Below are 18,942 nucleotides of genomic sequence, written 5' to 3' on the forward strand. Positions count from 1 at the left end.
AAGGCTCCCAGTAGACGACTGGGTTGATAGGCCAGATGTGGAAGCCCGGTAACGGGTGGAGCTGACTGGTACTAATAGGCCGAGGGCTTGTCCTCAGTTGCTCGCGTCCACTGTGTTAGTTCTGAAGTAACGACCGTGTTTTCATCCGGTTGACATCTTCATAGTGTTTCGGTGGTCATAGCGTTAGGGAAACGCCCGGTTACATTCCGAACCCGGAAGCTAAGCCTTTCAGCGCCGATGGTACTGCAGGGGGGACCCTGTGGGAGAGTAGGACGCCGCCGAACAACCCGCCCTTTTAGCTCAGTCGGTAGAGCGTCTCCATGGTAAGGAGAAGGTCAACGGTTCGATTCCGTTAAAGGGCTCTAATAGAAAAGGCCCCCGCCATTTGGCGGGGGCCTTTTTGCGTTGGCGGGTTGCGCCGGCCCTGGTTAAGGTGGTTTGGAAGGGCAAGACAGGTACGACCGGCGGCTTTGACGTGTCCTGGGGGCCGTCCGGCCTGCCTGGGAGGCGTGATGACCTTTCCCCCCGACGCGGCGGCACCGCGGCACACGCAGAGCGACCCGGAAGACGTCCTCAAACAAGTCGGAGCGTCGTGGCGCTGGGCGCTCGGCTTCGCCCTCGCGACCCTGATCCCGGGCATTCTGGTCCTCGTGTGGCCCGATGAGACGCTGCACATCCTCGCCGTCATCATCGGTCTCCAACTCCTCGCGGCAGGAGTCTTCCGCTTCGTCACGGCCTTTTCGCACAGCCAGGACGGCGGTGGCCGGCTGGCCGGCGTGCTGGTCGCGTTGCTGGCGCTGCTGGCGGGCGTTCTCGTACTGCGGCATCCGATGCAGACGATCGGTGCGCTGTCCCTGATCCTCGGGGTGTTCTGGCTGCTGACCGGAGTGCTCACGGCGTACGCCGCCATCGCCGACCGGGGCCTCGCCCACCGGGGCCTGTTCTTCGGCCTGGGCGCCCTCGGCACCGTCGCAGGCATCGTCGTGCTCTGCTTCCCGGTCGACTCCGCGGTCGCCCTCACCCGACTGCTGGGGCTGTGGCTCGTCCTGCTCGGCGTCTTCGAAGTGGTGCTGGCCTTCGCCCTGCGGTCCGCCACCCGCGGCATCAGATCCGCGCCCCGGCGTGAACCTTCGGCGTGAACCCCGGGCCGCGCGTGGCTAGGCGCCCTCGCGCGGCTGGGGTACGCGGAAGGCCAGGATCGCCATGTCGTCGGAGGCGGGTTCGGCCGCGAAGCGTTCCACCGCGCGCAGGATACGGGCGGCGACCGCGCCGGCGGTGAGGCCCGTACAGGTGGTGAGGACCTCCGCGAGGCCGTCGTCGCCGAGCATGCGGGTGCCCTCGCGGCGCTCGGTCACGCCGTCCGTGACGCAGAGCAGGACGTCGCCCGCGTCCAGGGTGAGGGTCTGTTCGTAGAGTTCGAGGTCGTCCATCACGCCGAGCAGCGGCTGGGGTTCCGCGGCGGGGATGACCTCGCCGTCCGGGCGCAGACGCAGCGGTAGGGGGTGGCCGGCGCACACGACCTTCATCAGGGCGCCGCCGTCCGCCTGGGGGTGGAGTTCTCCGTAGAGGAGGGTGAGGAAGCGGCTGCGGGCGCCCTCGTCGAGGATCGCGGCGTTGAGGCGCTCCAGTACCGCCGGGCCGCCCAGTCCCTCGCGGGCCAGCAGGCGCAGGGCGTGCCGGGCGAGGCCGGTGACGGCTGCCGCCTCGGGGCCGGTCCCGCAGACGTCGCCGATGGCGAAGCCGTAGACCCCGGGGCGGATGGGGAAGACGTCGTAGAAGTCGCCGCCCACCTCGTTGCCCTCGCCGGCCGCGCGGTAGATGACCTCGACCTCCATACCTGGAATGGCGGGGGAGCCGGGCGGGAGGAGACTGCGCTGGAGGGAGCGGCTGATGGCGGTGCGCTCGGAGTAGAGGCGCGCGTTGTCGAGGGCCAGGGCCGCCCGGCGGGAGAGGTCGTCGGCGAGTTCGAGGATCTCCTGGCGGAAGTGTTCCTCGGACGGCTTGCCCAGCGTGAGCATGCCGATGACCCGGTTGCGGGCCAGGAGGGGGAGGACGACGGTCTCCCCGCCGACGGCGCGGGCGGACTCCGGCCAGGGGCGGGCGCCCGCCTCACGGAGCGGCTCGGGCGGGCTGACCCGCGAGAGCAGGGCCTTCAGTCCGTCGATGCGCTCTTCGTCCTCGTGCAGCACGTAGGAGAGGTACGGGTCCGAGGTCTGGTCGGCGATGGTGTAGACCGCACACCAGGTGGCCAGGGTGGGGACGGTCATCTGCGCCATCAGGGCCAGCGTCTGGTCCCGGTCGAGGGTGCCGGCGAGCAGGTCGGAGGCTTCGACGAGGAAGGAGAGCGAGCCGCGGCGCAGGCGTTCCAGCTCGCCGAGGCGGGCGGATTCGACGGCGAGTGCGATCCGGTCGGCGGCGAACTGCAGGCGCAACGCGTCCTCGTTGGAGTAGCGGCCCGGGCTCTCGCTGGAGACGCCGAGGGAGCCTGTGAGGCGGCCCTCCACCTTGAGGGGGACGGTGACCACGGAGCGCATGCCGGTGGACTCCAGGAGCGGGACGGCTCCGGGGACGGCGATGAGGTCGTCGTGGACGGCGGGCATGCGGGCGGAGCCGTACCGGTTCGCGCCCGCCTCGACGGGGACGCGCGCGAAGCGCTGTCGGGTGGACGGCAGTCCGGTCGTGGCGCGGACTTCGAGTTCGGTCTCGTCGTCGGTGGCGAGCAGCAGGAACGCGGCGTCGGAGTCGAGCATGTCGCGGGCCCGCTCGACGGTGCGCTGGAGGAGTCCGTCCAGGTCGTCGGGGGCGGGGGAGCCGATGAACACCTCGAAGGGGTCCACGGGGCGGGCGTCGGTGAGCTGGCCGGCGTCGCCGGAGGGGATGCGTACGGGGGTCTGGAGGAGGGCGCGCTCGTCGTCGTGGACCAGGAGGCACACGATGGACGGCTCGCCGTGGGCATCGCGTACCCGCAGGTGCGAGGCGTAAACCGGGATGACGCGGCCGTCGGCGCCGCGAATGCCGTAGCTGCCCTCCCAGCGGGACAGCCGCAGGGCCTCGGCGATGCCGGTGCCGGTGCCGGGGGTCTGGGGCCAGGCGGCGAGTTCGGCGAGCGGACGGCCGAGGACCTTGTCGGCGGCGTGGCCGAAGATGTGCTCGGCGTCCTCGTTCCAGGCGGAGACGGCGTCGGAGGCGTCGATCTGGATGACGGCGACCCGGACCCGGCTGTCGGCGAGGGGGAGCAACTGGTCGGGGACGACCGGTCCGGCGGAGCGGGTACCGACCGGCCGGTCCGGGAGGTCGAGGCGGAACCACACGTGTTTGTGCGTGCCGGTGTACTCGACTCCCCAGCGGGTGGCGAGCGCGGCGCAGAGCATGAGGCCGCGGCCGTTCTCGCGGTCGGGGTCGGCGTAGGGGCGTTCGCCGGGGGGTTGGAGCGGGAGCTCCCGCTCCGGGTACCGGTCGGCGACCTCGACGCGTACGCCGCCCTCGGTGCGCAGGCACAGTACTTCGGCCTGGGTTCCGGCGTGCACCACGGCGTTGGTGACGAGCTCGCTGGTGAGCACGACGGCGTCGTCGACGATGTCCGCGAAGCCCCAGCCCTGGAGGGTGTCGCGGACGAACGCGCGGGCCCCGGCGACAGAGCGCCCTAGGGGATCGAAACTGGCAGCCGCCCGTGCCGTGATCACAAGACTCCTTCGACGCGGTGGGACATTCGGGTGCCAGGTTACTTACCTTCACGGTCCGCATGGTGCCGTCGTAGGGGATTCCACCCGGGGAGTGCGGCCGGTGTGCAATGGTGCCGAAGTGTTATGGCCGGGTTCGGCCAGGGTGAAACACTGGGCAGGATGGTCTAGCCGGGCGTTTGACTCGCCGGGTTTCGGTGGAACAGTGGTCGACCCTTTCGGGAGGGACACGGTGGAGTCTGGCGCAGCGGTGCGGCGTACGGGAACGCGCCCGAAGGGGGGTCGTTCCCGGCGGAACGGTACGACGGAGGTCGATACCGCCGCTCTGAACCGTCTGCTCACGGCCCTGGTGTCGATGCGGGACGGGAATTTCCGCAAGCGGCTGACGGTGTCCGGCGAGGGCGTGATGGCGGAGATCGCCGCCGTCTACAACGAGGTCGCCGACCGGAACCTCCACCTGACGGGGGAGCTATCGCGGGTGCGGCGGATGGTGGGCCGCGAGGGGAAGCTGAGCGAACGGCTGGAAACAGGCGCCTGTGAGGGTTCCTGGGCGGCCGCGATCGATGCCTCGAACCAACTCGTGGACGATCTCGCCCGGCCGGTGTCCGAGGTGGGTCGGGTGCTGTCGGCGGTCGCCGAGGGCGACCTGGACCAGCGGATGGATCTGCGGACGCAGACGGCCGACGGGGCCGGGCATCCGCTGCGCGGGGAGTTCCTCAAGGTCGGGCGGACGGTCAACAACCTGGTCGACCAGCTGTCGGCGTTCACCGACGAGGTGACGCGGGTGGCGCTGGAGGTGGGCACCGAGGGGAAGCTCGGCGGCCAGGCACAGGTGCGCGGCATGTCCGGGTCCTGGAAGGACCTGACCGATTCCGTCAACACGATGGCGTACCGGCTCACCGCCCAGGTGCGTGACATCGCCCTGGTGACGACGGCGGTGGCGAAGGGCGACCTCTCGCGCAAGGTCACGGTGCACGTGGCCGGCGAGATGCTGCAGCTGAAGAACACCGTGAACACGATGGTGGACCAGCTGTCCTCCTTCTCCTCCGAGGTGACGAGGGTCGCCCGTGAGGTGGGTACGGAGGGTGAGCTGGGCGGCCAGGCGAAGGTGCCCGGGGTCGCGGGCGTGTGGAAGGACCTGACCGACTCCGTCAACACCATGGCCGGGAACCTGACGGCGCAGGTGCGGGGGATCGCGCAGGTCACGACGGCCGTCGCCAACGGCGACCTGTCGCAGAAGGTACGGGTCAGCGCGCGCGGCGAGGTCGCGCAGTTGGCGGAGACGATCAACCAGATGACGGAGACCCTGCGGACCTTCGCGGACGAGGTCACGCGCGTCGCCAGCGAGGTCGGGGCCAAGGGCCTGCTGGGCGGTCAGGCCCAGGTGCCGGGCGCCGCGGGGACGTGGAAGGACCTCACCGATTCGGTGAACACGGTCTTCCGGAACCTGACGACGCAGGTACGCGACATCGCGCAGGTGACGACGGCGGTGGCCAACGGCGACCTGTCGCAGAAGGTCACGGTCGACGTGGCCGGCGAGATGCTGGAGCTGAAGAACACCGTCAACACGATGGTCGACCAGCTCCAGTCCTTCGGTGCCGAGGTGACCCGCGTGGCCCGTGAGGTCGGTGTGGAGGGTGAGCTGGGCGGTCAGGCCCAGGTGCCGGGCGCCGCGGGGACGTGGAAGGACCTCACCGATTCGGTGAACACCGCCTTCCGCAACCTGACCGGTCAGGTGCGCAACATCGCACAGGTGACGACGGCGGTGGCCAACGGCGACCTGTCGCAGAAGGTCACGGTGGACGTCTCCGGTGAGATGCTCCAGCTGAAGAACACCGTGAACACGATGGTGGACCAGCTGTCCTCCTTCGCGGACCAGGTCACGCGGATGGCGCGGGACGTGGGCACGGAGGGCCGCCTGGGCGGTCAGGCCCGCGTGGAGGGGGTGTCCGGAACCTGGAAGGAATTGACCGACTCGGTCAACTTCATGGCCGGGAACCTGACCTCGCAGGTGCGCCAGATCGCCCAGGTGACGACGGCGGTGGCGCGCGGTGATCTGTCGCAGAAGATCGACGTGGACGCCCGGGGCGAGATCCTGGAGCTGAAGAACACCATCAACACGATGGTCGACCAGCTCTCGGCCTTCGCCGAGCAGGTGACCCGCGTCGCCCGCGACGTGGGTACCGAGGGGCGTCTGGGCGGTCAGGCGCAGGTTCCCGGGGTGGCCGGCGTATGGCGTGACCTGACGGACTCCGTCAACGGCATGGCCGGGAACCTGACCTCGCAGGTCCGCAACATCGCCCAGGTCGCGACGGCGGTGGCGCGCGGTGACCTGTCGCAGAAGATCGACGTGGACGCCCGGGGCGAGATCCTGGAGCTGAAGAACACCCTGAACACGATGGTCGACCAGCTGTCGAACTTCGCCGAGCAGGTGACCCGGGTGGCCCGCGAGGTGGGTACCGAGGGCATCCTGGGCGGTCAGGCGGAGGTCAAGGGCGTCTCCGGCACCTGGAAGGACCTCACGCAGTCCGTCAACTTCATGGCGAACAACCTGACCTCGCAGGTGCGCAACATCGCCGAGGTGACGACGGCGGTCGCCATGGGCGACCTGTCCAAGAAGATCACGGTGGACGCCAAGGGCGAGATCCTGGAACTGGTCACCACGGTCAACACGATGGTGGACCAGCTGTCCTCCTTCGCGGAGCAGGTGACCCGGGTGGCCCGCGAGGTGGGCTCCGAGGGCATCCTCGGCGGGCAGGCCCGGGTGCGGGGGGTCACGGGCATCTGGAAGGACCTCACCGACAACGTCAACCTGATGGCCAACAACCTGACCTCGCAGGTGCGCAACATCTCGCAGGTCTCGGCGGCCGTCGCCAACGGCGACCTGACGAAGAAGGTCACGGTCGAGGCGCGGGGCGAGGTCGCGCAGCTCGCCGACACCGTGAACACGATGGTGAAGACCCTGTCGTCCTTCGCGGACGAGGTCACGCGCGTGGCGCGCGAGGTGGGCACGGAGGGCCGGCTGGGCGGTCAGGCGCACGTGCCGGGAGTGTCCGGGACGTGGAAGGACCTCACCGACTCGGTGAACTTCATGGCCTCCAACCTCACCGGCCAGGTGCGGCAGATCGCCATGGTCACGACCGCCATCGCCAAGGGCGACATGACCAAGAAGATCGACATCGACGCGCGCGGCGAGATCCTGGAGCTCAAGACCACCATCAACACGATGGTCGACCAGCTCTCCTCGTTCGCCGACCAGGTGACCCGGGTGGCCCGCGAGGTGGGCACGGAAGGCATCCTGGGCGGCCAGGCCCGCGTCCGAGACGTCGACGGGACGTGGCGCGACCTGACCGAGTCCGTGAACGAGATGGCCGGGAACCTGACCCGGCAGGTGCGCGCGATCGCGGCGGTGGCCACGGCGGTGACCCGCGGGGATCTGAACCTCAAGATCGACGTGGACGCGGCGGGCGAGATCCAGGTCCTCCAGGACAACATCAACACGATGATCGCCAACCTGCGCGACACCACCTTGGCCAACAAGGAGCAGGACTGGCTCAAGGGCAACCTGGCCCGCATCTCCGCCCTGATGCAGGGGCGGCGGGAGCTGGACGACGTCGCGTCGCTGATCATGAGCGAGCTGACCCCGGTGGTCTCCGCGCAGCACGGTGCCTTCTTCCTCGCGCTGCCGACCGGCGGCAGCACCGAGATCGGGACGGACGGCGGCGCGGAGGGTTCGTACGAGCTGCGGATGCGCGGGAGCTACGCGTACGCCGGCGGACAGATGCCCATCTCCTTCCGGCCCGGTGAGGGATTGATCGGGACGGTCGCCGAGGAGAAGCGCACGATCCTGGTCGAGAACACCCCGCCCGGCTATCTGAAGATCTCCTCGGGACTCGGCGAGGCCCCTCCGGCGCATGTGATCGTGCTGCCGGTGCTGTTCGAGGGGAAGGTGCTCGGCGTCATCGAGCTGGCCTCCTTCACTCCCTTCACGCAGATCCAGAAGGACTTCCTCAGCCAGATCGCCGAGATGATCGGTACGAGCGTCAACACCATCAGCGTCAACTCCAAGACGGAAGTGCTCCTCAAGCAGTCGCAGGAGATGACCGAGCAGTTGCGGGAGCGTTCCGACGAGCTGGAGAACCGGCAGAAGGCGCTCCAGGCCGCCAACGCGGAGCTGGAGGAGAAGGCGGAGCTGCTGGCCCGTCAGAACCGGGACATCGAGGTCAAGAACACCGAGATCGAGGAGGCGCGGCAGGTCCTGGAGGAGCGTGCCGAGCAGCTCGCGGTGTCCATGCGGTACAAGTCCGAGTTCCTGGCCAACATGTCGCACGAGCTGCGCACCCCGCTCAACTCGCTGTTGATCCTGGCCAAGCTGTTGGCGGACAACGCGGACGGGAACCTCTCGCCGAAGCAGGTGGAGTTCGCCGAGACCATCCACGGCGCGGGCTCGGACCTGCTCCAGCTGATCAACGACATCCTCGACCTGTCGAAGGTCGAGGCGGGCAAGATGGACGTCTCGCCCACGCGGATCGCGTTGGTGCAGTTGGTGGACTACGTGGAGGCGACCTTCCGGCCGTTGACCGCGGAGAAGGGGCTGGACTTCTCGGTCCGGGTCTCCCCGGAGCTGCCGGCCACCCTGCACACCGACGAGCAGCGGCTGTTGCAGGTGCTGCGCAACCTGCTGTCGAACGCGGTGAAGTTCACCGACGGCGGCGCCGTGGAGCTGGTGATCCGCCCGGCCGGGGCCGACGTGCCGTCGGCGATCCGGGAACAGTTGCTGGAGGCGGGCTCGCTGCGGGACGCCGACGCGGACCTGATCGCGTTCTCGGTGACGGACACCGGGATCGGGATCGCGGCGAGCAAGATGCTGGTGATCTTCGAGGCGTTCAAGCAGGCCGACGGGACCACGAGCAGGAAGTACGGCGGTACGGGGCTGGGCCTGTCGATCAGCCGCGAGATCGCCCGGCTGCTCGGCGGCGAGATCCACGCGGCCAGCGAGCCCGGCCGCGGGTCGACCTTCACGCTGTACCTGCCGCTGCACCCGAGTGAGCTGCCGCCGCAGGGGTACGCCCCGCCGACGCCCGGCGGCGCGCGCGGCGAGTACCGCAGGCCGGCCGAGGAGGCGCGGCCCGCGCCGTCGGTGACCCCGGCGGCGACCGTGCCCGTACCGGCGGTCGAGGCGGGGGAGCGGCGTGCGGCGCTGCCCGCCGCCGGGTCCGCCCGGGCGGCGCAGGGGCAGGGCGGCCCGGCCGCGCTGTTCCGTCGGCGGCGCAAGTCGGTGAGCGACCTGGAGCCGCGCACGGCGGTGCCGGGGCAGCCCGACACGACGGGCGCCGCGGACGGCTGGAGCGGTGAGCTGGAGGAACTCCCGGCGGTGCCGCGGACGTACGACTTCCACGGTGAGAAGGTGCTCATCGTGGACGACGACGTGCGCAACGTCTTCGCGTTGACCAGCGTGCTGGAGCAGCACGGACTGGCCGTGTTGTACGCGGAGAACGGGCGCGAGGGAATCGAAGTCCTGGAGCAGCACGACGACGTGACGGTCGTCCTGATGGACATCATGATGCCGGAGATGGACGGGTACGCGACGACCTCGGCGATCCGGCGGATGCCCCAGTTCGCGGGACTGCCGATCATCGCGCTGACGGCGAAGGCGATGCAGGGGGACCGGGAGAAGGCGATCGATTCCGGCGCTTCCGACTATGTCACCAAGCCGGTGGAACCCGATTACCTGCTCTCCGTCATGGAACAGTGGATGCACGCGAAATGATCGAAGAGCGAGCGCACTGATATCGATTGTTGACTCAGTGTGGCGGAAGCGGTGTGGAAGGGCGGGATACGGGGAACCTTCTGCTCTCCCACACCGTTTCTGCTTCGTGCACAGTGACATCTTGGTGACAGGGTGTGGCGATCTCGGGACTGGGGCTACGATGACCGGCACAAGGACGGACGGCGCAAGGATGCCGTCCTCTGGGGCGGGGCCCGGCGTACAGGCCGGTGCCAGGAGCCGGGGAGGCCCCATGCCGGGGCGAGGAGGACAGGGCATGGTGCAGAAGGCCAAGATCCTCCTGGTCGACGACAGGCCGGAGAATCTGCTGGCGCTGGAGGCCATCCTCTCCGCGCTCGATCAGACACTGGTCAGGGCGTCGTCGGGAGAGGAAGCGCTCAAGGCGCTGTTGACGGACGATTTCGCGGTCATCCTGCTGGATGTCCAGATGCCGGGCATGGACGGTTTCGAGACGGCCGCGCACATCAAGCGGCGGGAACGGACCCGGGACATCCCGATCATCTTCCTGACCGCGATCAACCACGGTCCGCACCACACCTTCCGCGGTTACGCGGCGGGCGCGGTGGACTACATCTCGAAGCCGTTCGATCCGTGGGTGCTGCGTGCCAAGGTCTCGGTCTTCGTCGAGCTCTACACGAAGAACTGCCAACTGCGCGAGCAGGCGTCGCTGCTGCGGCTCCAGCTGGAGGGCGGCGGCTCGAACGGCGTGGACACGGGCAAGGAGACGCCCGGGCTGCTGGCCGAGCTGTCGGCCCGGCTCGCGGCCGTCGAGGAGCAGGCGGAGGCGCTGACCAAGCAGCTCGGCGAGGAAGCGGCCGACGCGTCGGTCGTGGCGACCGCGGCCCATCTGGAGCGCAAGCTCACCGGCCTGCGCAGGGCGCTGGACGCGCTCGAACCCGGGGCCGGCGGCGGCGCGACCGTGCTGCCCCTCCAGGGCTGAGGTCCCCGGGGGAGCGGCCCGGGCGTCGCGCCGGCGGCTCGTGAGGGCGTGTCAGGTCTGGCGGCCCGTCAGGTCCGCGGTCGCGACACGAACGGGTGAAGGGGTGGTCACGCGTGTCCCCCGGCGTGCGCACCGGTAACCTCGGGCGCATGGCCTCACGTACGTCCGGCAAGGGTTCCCAGAGCGCGGCGGGCGCCGCGAAGAGCCGCACCGGCCGTACGACGGCGCCGGCGGGGAAAGCGGCTCCCGCGCGCAAGCCTCCGGCGAAGAAGGCCGCGGCGGCCCGGCGCCCCCCCGTCAAGAAGGTCGCCGCCAAGCCGGCGCCGTCCCCGACCGGGGGTGTGGTGCGGCTGGTGCGCCTGGTGTGGCTCGGCATCGCCCACGCGGTCGGCTCCGTCTTCCGCAGCGTCGGCCGGGGGGCCAAGAACCTCGACCCCGCCCACCGCAAGGACGGCCTCGCCCTGCTGCTGCTCGCCCTGGCACTGATCGTGGCGGCCGGGACCTGGTCGAACCCGGGCGGGCCCGTCGGGGACCTGGTCACCATGCTGATCACCGGTGCGTTCGGGCGGCTCGACCTCCTCGTGCCGATACTGCTCGGCGTGATGGCGGTCCGCTTCATCCGCCACCCCGAGCAGACCGACGCCAACGGCCGGATCGGCATCGGCCTGTCCGCCCTGGTCATCGGTGTGCTGGGGCTCGTGCACATCGCCTGCGGGGCGCCGGGGCGCGGCGAGGGCACCACCGCGATGCAGGACGCGGGCGGTCTCATCGGCTGGGCCGCCTCCAAGCCGCTGATCTTCACCATGGGCGCGCCGCTGGCCGTGCCGATGCTGGTCCTCCTCACCGTGTTCGGACTGCTGGTGGTCACCGCGACGCCGGTGAACGCCATCCCGCAGCGGCTGCGCGGGCTCGGCATCCGGCTCGGGCTGGTGCAGCCGAACGCGTACGACGAGGGCTTCGGGCAGCCGTCGGGCGCGGCCCCGCAGGACCGGCCGGCGGGCGCCGACCCGGTGCGCCGTCGGGCCGGGACCTCGGACCCGGCGGGCGCCGCGGAGGAGGAGGCCTTGGCGCGGCGGCGCAAGCCGCGTCCGAGCGCGACCCGGCCCGCCATGGACCGGGAGATGGACGCCGTCGACGTCGCCGCGGCGGCCGCCGCGGCGCTGGACGGGGTGGTCTACGGGGGACTGCCGCCCTCCCCGGTGGTCGCCGACCTCACCCAAGGGATCAGTGCCGGGCGCGAGTCCGGGGCGGTGGAGGTCACCACCCCGGTGCCGCCCGCGCGGGAGGAGCAGCCCGCCGCGGCTGCCGGCACCGCCGCCCCCGCGCCCGGGTCCGTCCGGCCCACGGCGGGTCCCCACGACAGCACCGCCGCGGCCTCCGGCACCCTCTCGGTGCCCGACCTCACCAAGGCCCCGCCGCGCGCCGAACCGCTGCCGCCCCGCGCCGAGCAGCTCCAGCTGCGCGGGGACATCACGTACGCGCTGCCCTCCCTGGACCTGCTGGAGCGCGGCGGCCCCGGCAAGACCCGCAGCGCCGCCAACGACGCGGTGGTGGCCTCGCTGACCAACGTGTTCACCGAGTTCAAGGTCGACGCGCAGGTCACCGGCTTCACCCGCGGCCCGACGGTCACCCGCTACGAGGTGACGCTCGGCGCCGCCGTGAAGGTCGAGCGCATCACGGCCCTCGCCAAGAACATCGCGTACGCCGTCGCCTCGCCGGACGTGCGGATCATCAGCCCCATCCCGGGCAAGTCGGCGGTCGGCATCGAGATCCCGAACACCGACCGGGAGATGGTCAACCTCGGGGACGTCCTGCGCCTCGCGGACGCCGCCGAGGACGACCACCCGATGCTGGTGGCGCTCGGCAAGGACGTCGAGGGCGGCTACGTCATGGCCAACCTCGCGAAGATGCCGCACGTCCTGGTCGCCGGCGCCACCGGCTCCGGCAAGTCCTCCTGCATCAACTGCCTGATCACCTCGGTGATGGTCCGGGCCACCCCGGAGGACGTGCGGATGGTCCTCGTCGACCCCAAGCGGGTCGAGCTGACGGCCTACGAGGGCATCCCGCACCTGATCACCCCGATCATCACCAACCCCAAGCGGGCCGCCGAGGCCCTCCAGTGGGTGGTGCGCGAGATGGACCTGCGCTACGACGACCTCGCCGCCTTCGGCTTCCGGCACATCGACGACTTCAACCAGGCGATCCGGGACGGCAAGATCACGTTGCCGCCGGGCAGCGAGCGGGAGCTCAGCCCGTACCCGTACCTGCTGGTGATCGTCGACGAGCTCGCCGACCTGATGATGGTGGCCCCGCGCGACGTCGAGGACTCGATCGTGCGCATCACCCAGTTGGCCCGCGCCGCCGGCATCCACCTGGTGCTCGCCACCCAGCGGCCCTCGGTGGACGTCGTCACCGGCCTGATCAAGGCGAACGTGCCCTCGCGACTGGCGTTCGCCACCTCCTCGCTCGCCGACAGCCGGGTCATCCTCGACCAGCCCGGCGCGGAGAAGCTGATCGGCAAGGGTGACGGACTGTTCCTGCCGATGGGTGCGAACAAGCCGGTCCGCCTCCAGGGCGCGTTCGTCACCGAGGACGAGATCGCCGGGATCGTGAAGCACTGCAAGGACCAGATGGCGCCCGTCTTCCGCGACGACGTCACGGTCGGCCAGAAGCAGAAGAAGGAGATCGACGAGGAGATCGGCGACGACCTGGACCTGCTGTGCCAGGCGGCCGAACTCGTGGTCTCCACCCAGTTCGGCTCCACCTCGATGCTCCAGCGCAAGCTCCGCGTCGGCTTCGCGAAGGCCGGTCGCCTCATGGACCTGATGGAATCGCGGGGCGTCGTCGGCCCGAGCGAAGGTTCGAAGGCGCGCGACGTCCTGGTCAAACCGGACGAGCTGGACGGGGTCCTGGCGGTCATTCGGGGGGACGACCAACCGTGAGGGTCCGGCGGGCAACCGTTTCCCCCGGCCGTGCGTCAAGTTGAGGGATACGGCTCACACCGCGCTCCGGCGCGGTGCCGTCGTACCTCCTCCACACCACCCGGAGACCCGATGATCATTCGGATGGCCTAGGGACTCCACCCCTCCGGTTGCTCCACCCTTTCGTCACCCCCCTAGACTGGACAGCCAGCAGGTGGCTACACGCTCGAAAGGCGCCCTCGTGTCCATCGGCAACGCCAACTCCCCCGAAGAAGAGCGGCCTTCGACCGACGACCGGTCCGAGGACCGTCTCGTCGAACGTACCGTCGAAGGACCGTCCATCGGGACGGCCCTCAAGAAGGCCCGGATCGTCGCCGGGCTCACTGTCGACGAGGTCAGTTCCACCACCCGCGTGCGCATCCCGATCGTGCACGCCATCGAAGAAGACGATTTCTCGCGGTGCGGCGGCGACGTCTACGCCCGCGGTCACATCCGTACGCTCGCCCGCGCCGTCCACCTCGATCCGGCACCCCTGGTCGAGGCTTACGACGCGGCCCACGGCGGCCGGCCGGCGCCCACCCCCGCCGCGCCGTTGTTCGAAGCCGAACGCATCCGTCCCGAGCGGCAGCGGCCGAACTGGACGGCGGCCATGGTCGCCGCGATCGTCGCCGTCATCGGTTTCGTGGGCTTCACGGCCTTCGGCGGCGACGGCGGCGCGAAGGAGAACCGGCCGATGGCGGAAGGTTCCGCCGCCTCGGCCGCGCCCAAGCCGGCGGGCAAGCCGGCCGCGTCCCAGCAGCCGCCGAAGGCGCCGAAGCCCGCGCCCTCCGACAGTGCCATCGCCGCCGCGCCCAAGGACCTCGTCACGGTCGTCCTGACGGCCAACGACGGGGAGAGCTGGATCTCCGCCAAGGACCACAGCGGTCGGTCGCTGTTCGACGGCACGCTGGCCCTGGGCGAGTCGAAGACCTTCACCGACAAGGAGTCCATCGACCTCGTACTCGGTGACGCCGGGGTCGTCAAGCTCTTCGTGAACGGCAAGGAGATCAAGGACCAGTTCCAGCCGGGGCAGGTCGAACGGCTCACCTACACCAAGGACGACCCGCGTCAGGGTCAGGCGCAGGCAGGCTGACCAGCGCGGACCGTGTGGTTCCGGATCCCCGGGAGGCCGACCGGCCGCCCGGGGATCTCGTCTTGGGGGATGTGCGGCGGGGGCCGCCGCCGGGACGAAGTAGTCTTGAGTCCATGCCCGAACGCCGTACCGTCGCCCTTGTCACTCTTGGCTGCGCCCGTAACGAGGTGGACTCGGAGGAGCTCGCAGGCCGCTTGGCGGCGGATGGCTGGGAGCTCGTCGAGGACGCCGCCGACGCGGACGTAGCCGTCGTCAACACCTGCGGCTTCGTCGAAGCCGCCAAAAAGGACTCCGTAGACGCCCTGCTGGAAGCCAATGATCTGAAGGATCACGGCAAGACCCAGGCCGTCGTCGCCGTCGGCTGTATGGCCGAGCGCTACGGCAAGGAACTCGCCGAAGCGCTCCCCGAGGCCGACGGCGTGCTCGGCTTCGACGACTACGCCGACATCTCCGACCGCCTGCAGACCATCCTCAATGGCGGCATCCACGCCTCCCACACCCCGCGTGACCGGCGCAAGCTGCTGCCGATCAGCCCGGCCGCCCGCCAGGACACCGAGGTGGCCCTGCCCGGACACGCCCAGGAGCCCGCCGAGGCACCCGCAGACCTGCCGGAAGGCCTCGCGCCCGCCTCCGGGCCGCGTGCGCCCCTGCGCCGGCGTCTGGACAAGAGCCCGGTCGCCTCGGTGAAGCTCGCCTCCGGCTGCGACCGGCGCTGCTCCTTCTGCGCCATCCCGTCCTTCCGAGGCTCGTTCATCTCCCGCCGCCCCAGCGACGTGCTGGGCGAGACGCGCTGGCTCGCCGAGCAGGGCGTCAAGGAGGTCATGCTGGTCTCCGAGAACAACACCTCCTACGGCAAGGACCTCGGCGACATCCGACTGCTGGAGACGCTGCTGCCGGAGCTGGCCGCCGTGGACGGCATCGAGCGCGTCCGCGTCAGCTACCTCCAGCCCGCCGAGATGCGGCCCGGCCTGATCGACGTCCTCACCTCGACGCCGAAGGTCGTCCCGTACTTCGACCTGTCGTTCCAGCACTCGGCCCCCGACGTGCTGCGCGCCATGCGCCGCTTCGGCGACACCGACCGGTTCCTGGAACTGCTCGACACCATTCGCGGCAAGGCCCCGCAGGCCGGCGTCCGCTCCAACTTCATCGTCGGCTTCCCCGGCGAGACGGAAGCGGACTTCGCCGAGCTGGAGCGTTTCCTCACCCATGCGCGGCTCGACGCCATCGGCGTCTTCGGCTACTCGGACGAGGACGGCACCGAGGCCGTCGGCTACGAGAACAAGCTGGACGCGGACACCATCGCCGAGCGGCTCGCGCACATGCAGCGGCTCGCGGAGGAGCTGACCTCCCAGCGCGCGGAAGAGCGGATCGGGGAGACCCTGGAGGTACTCGTCGAGACGGTCACGGCCATCGGCGAGGACGACGAGGACGGCGAGGGTGCCTACGGGCGTGCGGCCCACCAGGCGCCGGAGACGGACGGCCAGGTGGTCTTCACGGACGGCACCGGCCTGGTGCCCGGCCGCATCGTGACGGCGAAGGTCGTCGGCACGCTGGGCGTGGACCTGGTGGCCGAGCCCCTGGACCTGGATCTCGAGGAGGCGGCCGGATGACCGGAGTCCCGGCACCAGCGGCGGGCGGGACAGGCCGCCGGCCCTCGCCCGGCGCGGGGCTCGGGACCGCGGCCGTCCATCAGGCCGGCCTGTGGAACATCGCGAACATCCTGACGATGATCCGGCTCGTGCTCGTGCCGGGATTCGTGCTGCTGCTGCTCGCCGACGGGGGATACGACCCCGTCTGGCGGGCGCTGGCGTGGGCGGCGTTCGCCGTCGCGATGATCACGGACATCTTCGACGGGCACCTCGCCCGGACGTACAACCTGGTCACCGACTTCGGGAAGATCGCCGACCCCATCGCCGACAAGGCGATCATGGGCTCGGCGCTCATCTGTCTCTCCTGGCTCGGCGACCTCCCCTGGTGGGTGACCGGTGTGATCCTCGGTCGGGAACTGGGGATCACGCTCATGCGTTTCTGGGTCATCCGGTACGGGGTCATCCCGGCCAGCCGGGGCGGCAAGCTGAAGACCCTCGCCCAGGGCACGGCGGTCGGCATGTACGTGCTCGCCCTCACCGGACCGCTGGCGACCATGCGGTTCTGGGTGATGGCCATCGCCGTCGTGCTGACCGTGGTGACCGGTCTGGACTACATCCGCCAGGCCGTCGTCCTGCGCCGCAGGGGGCTGGCCGCGGAGCGGGCAACGACGTGACACGAGCGGCGGGTGATTTTCCGGAGGCGGCCGGCGCCGTGGAATCCGCCGCCTCTTCTGCGGACGGCACGGCGGAAGTGGCCGGTGTCGTACTGCGGCTGCTCGCGCAGAGTGACCAGACGGTCGCCGTGGCGGAGTCCCTGACCGGTGGACTGGTGGCCGCCGAGCTGACGGCCGTACCGGGGGCCTCGAAATCCTTCCGCGGCTCGGTGACCGCGTACGCGACCGAGCTCAAGCACCGGCTCCTGGGAGTGGACGCGGCGCTGCTGGCCGCCGAAGGCGCGGTGAACGCGCAGGTCGCGGAGGAGATGGCGGCCGGAGTGCGGCGGGCGCTGGGCGCCTCGTGGGGGATCGCGACGACCGGGGTGGCCGGTCCCGACCCCCAGGACGGGCAACCGGTGGGCACCGTTTTCGTCGCCGTGGCGGGTCCGGGGGGCAGGAAAACGGCCCGGCTGCGGTTGAACGGCTCCCGGACGGAAATCCGTAGGGAGAGTGCACGGACAGTGCTCGAACTCCTCTCGAGCGAACTCCGCGAGAATCTGCGGGGGCAGGATACGGAACAGAACGGGGGGATTTGATGTTTGCAGCCCTGAGTGAACACGACATCGCTCCCCGCACGGCCGCGGCGCGAGGCGGTACGGTGGGGCGTGAAGGTTACGGCTACACGGTCAGAGGAGGGAGCCACCGATGATTCTGCTCCGTCGCCTGCTGGGTGACGTGCTGCGTCGGCAGCGCCAGCGCCAGGGCCGTACTCTGCGCGAAGTCTCCTCGTCCGCCCGAGTTTCTCTCGGCTATCTCTCCGAGGTGGAGCGGGGGCAGAAGGAGGCATCCTCCGAGCTGCTCTCCGCGATCTGCGACGCGTTGGACGTACGGATGTCCGAGCTGATGCGCGAAGTCAGTGACGAGCTGTCGCTGGCGGAGCTTGCGCAGTCGGCCGCGGCAAGCGAACCGGTGCCGGCACCGGTGCGCCCGATGCTCAATTCGGTATCCGTGGCCTCGGTCGCGGGCACCACGGAGCGGGTGACCATCAAGGCGCCCGTGGAAGCGGTGAACGTCGTAGCCGCGTGAAGGCGAGCGCGTGAAGCGCGTATGAGTGTGGCCGGAGCCCCGGCCGGTGCCTGAGGCATCGGACGGGGCTCCTTGCCGTTCTGGGTGCGCCGACGGGGGCGGTGCGGGAGGATGGGGCCCGTCCGGATTCCGGCCCTCCTGGAGGCGGCCGTGCGCTGGCTACTCATACCCGTCGTCCTGACGGCCGGGGTGCTCTGGTGGTGGGCCGTACTGCGGCTGGCGCTGGAGCCCGCGGACGCGGGACCCGTCGAGGGCGCCGTGGCCGTCGGCGGGTGGGGGCTCGGGCTTCTTCCCGTGCACTGCGTGCCCGGACCGGCGCGCGGACGCCGGCGGCCCGCGACCGAGGGCGCGTCACTCGACGGGGCGTCGTTCACCAGGGCATCGATACCCCCCCGTTCGGGCGAAGGATCTGGCCCGTCATGAAGGACGAGGCGTCCGAGGCGAGGTAGAGCACCGCCTGGGCGATGTCCTCGGGCTCGCCGACCCGGCGCAGCGGCGACATCCGGATCATCGCGGCCTCGGTCCGCTCCAGTTCCTCGGCGCTGTGGCGGCCGGTCATGGGGGTGCGGATCCAGCCCGGCGCGACGGCGTTGACGCGGATGCCGTGCGGGCCGACCTCGGTGGCCAGGGTCTTGGTCAGCTGTACGACGGCCGCTTTGGCGGCGCTGTAGCAGAGCAGGCCGGGCTGGGCGGCGTCCACGGCGCCGGAGGCCATCGTGACGACCGAACCGGGACGACCGGCGGCGATCATGGCGCGGACGGCCTCCTGGCAGGTGCGCAGGACGCCCTTGAAGTTGATGTCCAGGACCCGGTCGAGGTCCTCGTCGGAGGTGTCCAGGACGCTGCCGGTGTGCATGATCCCGGCGATGGCGGCGGTGATGTCGAGCGGGCCCGCGGCCTCCACGGCTTCCCGGAGCGCGGCGCGGTCGGTCACCTCGAGGGTGTGGGTGGCGGCCTTCCCGCCGGCTTCCGTGACCAGGCGGGCCGTCTCGTCCAGGCCGGGCGCGTCGCGGTCGGCGCAGTGCACGGCCGCGCCGGCCCGGGCGAGGAGTACCGCGGTGGCACGGCCGATCCCGCTCGCGGCGCCGGTGACGAGCGCGGTGCGGCCGGTGAGGTCGTACGGGGCTGTGGGCATGTCCGGACCGTACGA

At 70.5% G+C, this 18,942-nt stretch carries 12 protein-coding genes, 1 tRNA gene and 2 rRNA genes; 13 read left to right on the forward strand and 2 right to left on the reverse strand.

The window, feature by feature from the left end:
* The 4 genes from E6R62_RS07380 to E6R62_RS07395 all read left to right on the forward strand — a co-directional run.
* Positions 1 to 95: ribosomal RNA gene (locus E6R62_RS07380) — 23S ribosomal RNA — on the forward strand; the annotation flags it as partial.
* A 72-nt stretch (positions 96 to 167) separates the two neighbouring features.
* Positions 168 to 284, forward strand: a 5S ribosomal RNA gene (rrf, locus tag E6R62_RS07385).
* 5 nt (positions 285 to 289) lie between these two features.
* Positions 290 to 362, forward strand: a tRNA-Thr gene (locus E6R62_RS07390).
* A gap of 150 nt (positions 363 to 512) precedes the next feature.
* Complete coding sequence (locus E6R62_RS07395) at positions 513 to 1,139, forward strand: HdeD family acid-resistance protein (protein ID WP_136212506.1); 627 nt, start codon at positions 513 to 515, stop codon at positions 1,137 to 1,139.
* 18 nt (positions 1,140 to 1,157) lie between these two features.
* Here E6R62_RS07395 and E6R62_RS07400 read toward each other — a convergent pair whose 3' ends face one another.
* Positions 1,158 to 3,683, reverse strand: coding sequence for a SpoIIE family protein phosphatase (locus E6R62_RS07400; RefSeq protein ID WP_136212507.1), 2,526 nt, complete (start codon positions 3,681 to 3,683; stop codon positions 1,158 to 1,160).
* A gap of 229 nt (positions 3,684 to 3,912) precedes the next feature.
* On the opposite strand from E6R62_RS07400, the gene E6R62_RS07405 reads away from it, so the two are divergent.
* From E6R62_RS07405 to E6R62_RS40725, 9 genes are all read left to right on the forward strand, one after another.
* Positions 3,913 to 9,450, forward strand: a complete 5,538-nt coding sequence (locus tag E6R62_RS07405; protein WP_206308676.1) for a HAMP domain-containing protein — start codon at positions 3,913 to 3,915, stop codon at positions 9,448 to 9,450.
* Between the two features lie 274 nt (positions 9,451 to 9,724).
* Positions 9,725 to 10,408 (forward strand): two-component system response regulator, encoded by a 684-nt coding sequence (locus E6R62_RS07410; RefSeq protein WP_136212509.1) that lies wholly within the window; start codon positions 9,725 to 9,727, stop codon positions 10,406 to 10,408.
* Positions 10,409 to 10,557: 149 nt separating this feature from the next.
* Complete coding sequence (locus E6R62_RS07415; RefSeq protein ID WP_136212510.1) at positions 10,558 to 13,350, forward strand: DNA translocase FtsK; 2,793 nt, start codon at positions 10,558 to 10,560, stop codon at positions 13,348 to 13,350.
* Positions 13,351 to 13,570: 220 nt separating this feature from the next.
* Positions 13,571 to 14,461 (forward strand): helix-turn-helix domain-containing protein, encoded by an 891-nt coding sequence (locus E6R62_RS07420; protein WP_136212511.1) that lies wholly within the window; start codon positions 13,571 to 13,573, stop codon positions 14,459 to 14,461.
* Between the two features lie 113 nt (positions 14,462 to 14,574).
* Positions 14,575 to 16,071 carry a 30S ribosomal protein S12 methylthiotransferase RimO gene (gene rimO, locus E6R62_RS07425; RefSeq protein WP_136212512.1) on the forward strand — a complete coding sequence of 499 codons (1,497 nt, stop codon included), beginning with the start codon at positions 14,575 to 14,577 and terminating at the stop codon, positions 16,069 to 16,071.
* Positions 16,068 to 16,724, forward strand: a complete 657-nt coding sequence (gene pgsA, locus E6R62_RS07430) for a CDP-diacylglycerol--glycerol-3-phosphate 3-phosphatidyltransferase (protein ID WP_136212513.1) — start codon at positions 16,068 to 16,070, stop codon at positions 16,722 to 16,724. Before rimO ends, pgsA begins: the two co-directional genes overlap by 4 nt.
* Before the next feature lie 77 nt (positions 16,725 to 16,801).
* Entirely contained in the window at positions 16,802 to 17,302 is a 501-nt protein-coding gene (locus E6R62_RS07435) for a CinA family protein (protein ID WP_136212699.1), read from the forward strand.
* A gap of 109 nt (positions 17,303 to 17,411) precedes the next feature.
* Positions 17,412 to 17,792, forward strand: a complete 381-nt coding sequence (locus E6R62_RS07440; RefSeq protein WP_136212514.1) for a helix-turn-helix domain-containing protein — start codon at positions 17,412 to 17,414, stop codon at positions 17,790 to 17,792.
* A 111-nt stretch (positions 17,793 to 17,903) separates the two neighbouring features.
* Positions 17,904 to 18,215 carry a hypothetical protein gene (locus E6R62_RS40725; RefSeq protein ID WP_136212515.1) on the forward strand — a complete coding sequence of 104 codons (312 nt, stop codon included), beginning with the start codon at positions 17,904 to 17,906 and terminating at the stop codon, positions 18,213 to 18,215.
* Here E6R62_RS40725 and E6R62_RS07450 read toward each other — a convergent pair.
* A complete protein-coding gene (locus E6R62_RS07450) occupies positions 18,163 to 18,927 on the reverse strand; it encodes an SDR family NAD(P)-dependent oxidoreductase (RefSeq protein WP_136212516.1) in 765 nt (254 codons plus the stop codon). The genes E6R62_RS40725 and E6R62_RS07450 overlap by 53 nt on opposite strands.
* Between the last annotated feature and the right edge of the window lie 15 nt (positions 18,928 to 18,942).

Source organism: Streptomyces sp. A1136, assembly GCF_004795055.1.
In the GTDB taxonomy this organism is placed as follows: Bacteria; Actinomycetota; Actinomycetes; order Streptomycetales; family Streptomycetaceae; genus Streptomyces.

Excerpts from the sequence above, each read along its gene's own strand:
- E6R62_RS40725 (WP_136212515.1), top strand. The coding sequence starts at position 17,904 with ATGGGGCCCGTCCGGATTCCGGCCCTCCTGGAGGCGGCCGTGCGCTGG.
- E6R62_RS07410 (WP_136212509.1), top strand. The coding sequence starts at position 9,725 with ATGGTGCAGAAGGCCAAGATCCTCCTGGTCGACGACAGGCCGGAGAAT.
- rimO (WP_136212512.1), top strand. The coding sequence starts at position 14,575 with ATGCCCGAACGCCGTACCGTCGCCCTTGTCACTCTTGGCTGCGCCCGT.
- E6R62_RS07450 (WP_136212516.1), bottom strand. The coding sequence starts at position 18,927 with ATGCCCACAGCCCCGTACGACCTCACCGGCCGCACCGCGCTCGTCACC.
- E6R62_RS07440 (WP_136212514.1), top strand. The coding sequence starts at position 17,412 with ATGATTCTGCTCCGTCGCCTGCTGGGTGACGTGCTGCGTCGGCAGCGC.
- E6R62_RS07415 (WP_136212510.1), top strand. The coding sequence starts at position 10,558 with ATGGCCTCACGTACGTCCGGCAAGGGTTCCCAGAGCGCGGCGGGCGCC.
- pgsA (WP_136212513.1), top strand. The coding sequence starts at position 16,068 with ATGACCGGAGTCCCGGCACCAGCGGCGGGCGGGACAGGCCGCCGGCCC.
- E6R62_RS07395 (WP_136212506.1), top strand. The coding sequence starts at position 513 with ATGACCTTTCCCCCCGACGCGGCGGCACCGCGGCACACGCAGAGCGAC.